At 70.2% G+C, this 4895-nt stretch carries 4 protein-coding genes and 2 pseudogenes; 4 read left to right on the top strand and 2 right to left on the bottom strand.

Going from position 1 to position 4895, the window contains the following annotated elements:
* The 3 genes and pseudogenes from ACFW2E_RS37675 to ACFW2E_RS37685 all read left to right on the top strand — a co-directional run.
* Positions 1–744, top strand: a pseudogene (locus tag ACFW2E_RS37675) (glycoside hydrolase family 43 protein); the annotation flags it as partial.
* 72 nt (positions 745–816) lie between these two features.
* Positions 817–963 (top strand): hypothetical protein, encoded by a 147-nt coding sequence (locus ACFW2E_RS37680; RefSeq protein ID WP_384473803.1) that lies wholly within the window; start codon positions 817–819, stop codon positions 961–963.
* Between the two features lie 70 nt (positions 964–1033).
* Positions 1034–1314: pseudogene (locus ACFW2E_RS37685) on the top strand (endo-1,4-beta-xylanase); the annotation flags it as partial.
* A gap of 136 nt (positions 1315–1450) precedes the next feature.
* Here the strand turns inward: ACFW2E_RS37685 and ACFW2E_RS37690 are convergent.
* Both ACFW2E_RS37690 and ACFW2E_RS37695 read right to left on the bottom strand, forming a co-directional pair.
* The gene (locus ACFW2E_RS37690) at positions 1451–1657 is read right to left on the bottom strand and encodes a DUF5999 family protein (RefSeq protein ID WP_384473806.1); all 207 of its coding nucleotides are present in this window, start codon (positions 1655–1657) and stop codon (positions 1451–1453) included.
* Between the two features lie 339 nt (positions 1658–1996).
* Positions 1997–2581, bottom strand: a complete 585-nt coding sequence (locus ACFW2E_RS37695; protein WP_384473809.1) for a hypothetical protein — start codon at positions 2579–2581, stop codon at positions 1997–1999.
* Positions 2582–3137: 556 nt separating this feature from the next.
* On the opposite strand from ACFW2E_RS37695, the gene ACFW2E_RS37700 reads away from it, so the two are divergent.
* Positions 3138–4655, top strand: coding sequence for a glutamate--cysteine ligase (locus ACFW2E_RS37700; protein ID WP_384473811.1), 1518 nt, complete (start codon positions 3138–3140; stop codon positions 4653–4655).
* Positions 4656–4895: the final 240 nt, after the last annotated feature.

Below are 4895 nucleotides of genomic sequence, written 5' to 3' on the forward strand. Positions count from 1 at the left end.
CGCGGCTACTTCCCGGAGTTCCACGTCCTCGGCAGGGAGACCTTCCTCGCGCCGGTCGAGTGGGTGGACGGATGGCCCCGGATCGGGCAGGTGCGGGAGAAGCATCCCGCGCCCGCGGCCCGGCACCCCGTCGAACCGCCGCCGGTGCGGGACGATTTCGACGCCGCGGCGCCGGCGCCGCACTGGGTCTCGCCGCGCAGCCGGCCCGAGGGCTCCTGGTCGCTGAGTGAGCGGCCCGGATGGCTGACCCTGACGGCCACCGGCGACAGCCTCGACCGCCCGGGTCACACCTTCCTCGGCCGTCGCCAGCAGCACCCAGACTGCCGGGCGGCGACCCTGGTCGACCCCGGCTCGGGGCGAGCCGGGCTGTCCGTCCGCATCGACGAGGCCCACCACTACGACCTCGAGGTGCAGGGGGGAACGGTCAGTGTGCTCGCGCGGATCGGGCCGGTGCGGCAGCGGCTCGCGCAACACCCCGTGCCGCCCGGACCGGTGACGCTCACCGTCGACATACGGGCCACCGGTGCGGGACCGCTCACCGCGGCGTCGGGCGGCCCGGACACGATCGCATTCCAGGTGGAGGGCCGCGACGGCGCGGTGCGCCTGGCCGAGCTCGACGGCCGCTATCTGTCCACCCAGGTCGCGGCGGGCTTCACCGGGCGCGTGATCGGCATGTACGTCACCGAGGGCCGCGCGCACTTCGACTGGTTCGACTACGGCCCCCAGGACTCCGGGGCCCGGTAGGCCGGATGCGGCACCAGGGCAGCTTTCTGGAATCGCATCGAAAGTTTCGAACTCGCGAACGGGAGTCGCACCATGCCCAGGAGCAGCAAGCGTCTCGGCCTGACCGGCGTCCTCGCGACCGTGCTGGTGGCCGAGGGCCTCGCCGCCGACCCTGCCGCCCGGGCCCGCGAACGCCGGCGGCGAGCTCAGGGCCGTACTGAAGAAGCACATCACCACTGAAGAAGCACATCACCACGGAGGTGCGTCACTACCGGGGCAAGGTCTACTCCTGAGGCGTCGTCAACGAGGGCTGGACGGCATCGGCTTCCAGGCCCACCTCGCCCTCCAGTACGGCTGTCCGCCCGATCTGGAGGACAACCTCCGCCGCCTCTCGGGCCTGGGGCTCGACACCGCCCTCACCGAGGTCGACGTGCGCCCGTACGGCGGTGTGTCGGGGTCACCGTGTGGGACTGCACCGACAAGTACTCCTGGATCCCCGCCTTCTTCCCGGGGGAGGGCGCGGCCCTGCCGTGGGACGAGCAGCTCCGCCCCGAGCCGGCCTACGGCGCGCTACGGGAGGCGCTCGGCTGACATACCCGGCTGACGCACTCGAACGGCTACGCGGAGTAGTCGGCTCCGGACATACGTCGGGGCCGGTGCGCACCGGGTGCGTGCGAGCCGGCCCCTCTGGTCACCGGGCGGAGCGGCGGATCGCCCGGGGTGGCGCTCAGGCGGCGGTCATCACCTGGTGGGCGCCCATCGGGCGGTGCGGGGCGATGATCTGGCCGTCGGGCAGGAGCTCACCGGTGTCCTCGAAGAGCAGAACGCCGTTGCACAGCAGGCTCCATCCCTGCTCCGGGTGGTGCGCCACGAGTCGGGCGGACTCCCGGTCGGCGGATTCGGCTGTCGGGCACGGCGGCTGGTGCTGGCACATTGGTGGGATCTTTCGCTGTGTCGTGGTCATGTCCGTCCCCCGTTGTGATTAGTTCGGTCGGAACCCAGTGTTGCTCTCCGGGCATCAATCCGCAGGGATTTCGCAGCACCGCTTCTTCACAGATTGATGACGCCTCGTCCGGGCGGATGGTTCATCTCAACTGGGCAGCCACTTCGGGTGGTTCGGGATGGCCGGATGGGGCTAGTCCGGAAGGATGGGCCGCCTTTCGCGGCTCGAAAGAGCGCTAAATTGCTCGTACGAGCACGGGGGCGGCAATAATCCTGGAAAAGCAGTCGTACCCCGCTTCCGGAATAGGAAACGGGGTACGAAAGGGGTCTGTCAGGCAGGTGAGCCGAGCAGCGGCACGGGAGTCACCCGATGCGTCAGCACCGGGAGCAGCTCGGCCACCCGGTGCGGGCGGTGCGACGCTATGCCGGGTGGCGCCGGTGCGAGGGGTACGAGCAGGTCGGTGGCGGCCGGCTGGCCTTCGGCGCCGTCCGCCGCGCAGTCGCCGTGCAGCCACAGGGTGAGCATGTACAGGCCGGGCACCGACAGCAGGCGTGGCTGGTAGGTCTGCTGCGTGGCCTCGGCCTGCTGCAGAGCCCGTTCGGTGGAGGCGATGTAGGGACCCTCGAAGAAGTGCGAGAACGCCCAGCCGTCCGCGGTCAGCCTGGTCTCGGCCGCGGCCACCGCGCGCTCGCCGCAGCGGATGAGGAAACGCCACCCGATCAGCCGGGTGGCGGAGACGCCTTCGGAGGTGATCCGGTCCAGCACGTGCACGGGCAGTGGCAGTTCGGGAGTGGCGGGGCCCTGGGCGTTGCGCAGGGAGGGAGTTCGGGCCTCGCGGACCGCGGTGGGGGAACCGAGGGCCGTGAGGACGGAGCGCAGTGCGGGCGCGGGGGCAGGGGGGACTTGCAGCGGCATGGTGGGTCGCCTCTCATTCGACAGGCGCGGCGGCGCGAGGGAGGGGGCGGACGGCGCTGTCAGCTCGATGGGGTCAGAGAGGCGGGGGCCCGGGTCGGGGAACAAGGGTGCGGGTGAGGCCTGCCGCACGTCACCTTGACGGCAGGATCCAGGACCGTGGGCGCCAACCTTCTGCCTTGTTCGCGGAGTTTATACGACACGTGTTCAGACGTTGTTTCGTCTAGCCGTTTCCGGCGAACCGAACAAGGCGCTATTCAGCCGCTGATTCGCGGGATTCATCCCGTTTTCCCGGCCAGTCCGGCACCGCTGACCTCGGAATACGCTTCGGTAGCGGTAGGCCGAATGTCGTCGGCGTTTTTCACGAGGTCATCGGGGCACTCGAGGTTGCGTACTGCCCTATGCCCCGTGAATGTGCCGCCGGACACATTCCAAGAGAGTAGCGGGTATCCGCTTCGCGTGGGACGTTATCGATCGCTTCCGCTGGGCATCATCCCACCTGACCCGGGACACCCGGCGGCCGGATCTTCGGCCCGCCCACTCGAGGAGGGACGCTTCGATGGGGGAGAAGGTCGTGGCAGGTCCGTTCGACCTGTCCGATCGCCAGCACTACCGGGAGAAGCTCCGGAAGTGCCTGACGGGCCTGGAGCGACTGCTGGCGGAGAAGCGGTTCGATCGCCCCAAGAACCTCATGGGTGTCGAGATCGAATTGAATCTCGCCGGTTCCGACGGCATGCCCAGAATGCTGAACGGCCAGGTGCTCGAACGCATCGCGAGCCGTGATTTCCAAACAGAACTCGCCATGTTCAACCTGGAAGTCAACATCGCCCCGCACAGGCTGGGCGGCCGGGTATTCGACCAGCTGGCCGAGGAACTGCGGACCTCGCTGGCGTACGCCGACCGGAAGGCGGGCGAGCTGGACGCCGGAATCGTGATGATCGGCATTCTGCCCACGCTCGACCGGGACGACCTGGTCTCCTCCAACCTCTCCGAGGTGGACCGCTACACCCTGCTCAACGACCAGATCGTGGCCGCCCGTGGCGAGGACTTCGTCCTCGACATCGAGGGAGTGGAACACCTCACCTGCACTTCGAAGTCCATCGTGCCCGAGGCCGCCTGCACGTCCGTGCAACTGCACCTCCAGGTCACCCCGGCCCGCTTCGCCGACGTGTGGAACGCGGCGCAGGCGGCCTGCGCGGTCCAGATCGCCGTCGGCGCCAACTCGCCCTTCCTCTTCGGCCGCGAGCTGTGGCGCGAGTCCAGGCCGCCGCTGTTCCTGCAGTCCACCGACACCCGTCCGCCCGAGCTGCAGGCCCAGGGGGTGCGGCCGCGCACCTGGTTCGGCGAACGCTGGATCACCTCCGCGTACGAGCTGTTCGAGGAGAACCTGCGCTACTTCCCGGCCCTGCTGCCGATGTGCGACGAGGAGGACCCGCTCCAGGTGCTCGACGCGGGAGGCGTGCCCAGCCTCGCCGAACTCGTCCTGCACAACGGCACGGTGTACCGCTGGAACCGCCCGGTCTACGGCATCGCCGACGGCGTCCCGCACCTGCGCGTGGAGAACCGTGTCCTGCCGGCCGGGCCGACCGTCACCGACGTCATCGCGAACGCCGCCTTCTACTACGGTCTCGTCCGCGCCCTCGCCGAGGATCCCCGTCCGGTGTGGACCCGGCTGCCCTTCGAGGCGGCGGAGGCCAACTTCGACGCCGCGTGCCGGTACGGCATCGACGCCCGCCTCGTCTGGCCCCGGCGCGGACGCTACGCAGGCACGGCCGAGATCGACGCCGTCACCCTCGTACGCGACGAGCTGCTGCCGCTGGCCGAGGCGGGGCTGGACGCCTGGGGCGTCGAACCCGCCGACCGGGACCACTACCTGGGCGTCGTGGAGGAGCGCTGCCGCCGCCGCGTCAACGGCGCGAGCTGGCAGTCGGCGACCTTCCACCGTGCCCTGGAACAGGGACTGTCCCGTGAGGCCGCCCTGGCCGCCACCACCCGTCGCTACCGTGAGCTGATGCACCTGGGAGAGCCGGTCCACACCTGGCCGGTGGGCCTTCCGGAGCCCGTGCCGCTGGGGTGACTCCGCCACCGTCGCGGCGAACACCGGTCCGCCGCCCCGTCCCGCGCGTTTCCGCGCCCCGGGGCCTCCTTCCGGGAGGCCTCCGCCATTCGGTCGACCCGCCGCACTCATGGGTTCGAGTACGGGGGGCGGCGGTGGCCCGGGGCTGCCCCTACGGGGACCTGTTTAGTGCCAACGCGGGGTTTGCCCCGGTATTGAGCTTAGTGGGGGGTGTCGGGTGTGGGGGGCCCCGGGGGCCGC

Origin of the sequence: Streptomyces sp. NPDC058964, assembly GCF_042741275.1 — a bacterium.
Taxonomy (GTDB): domain Bacteria; phylum Actinomycetota; class Actinomycetes; order Streptomycetales; family Streptomycetaceae; genus Streptomyces.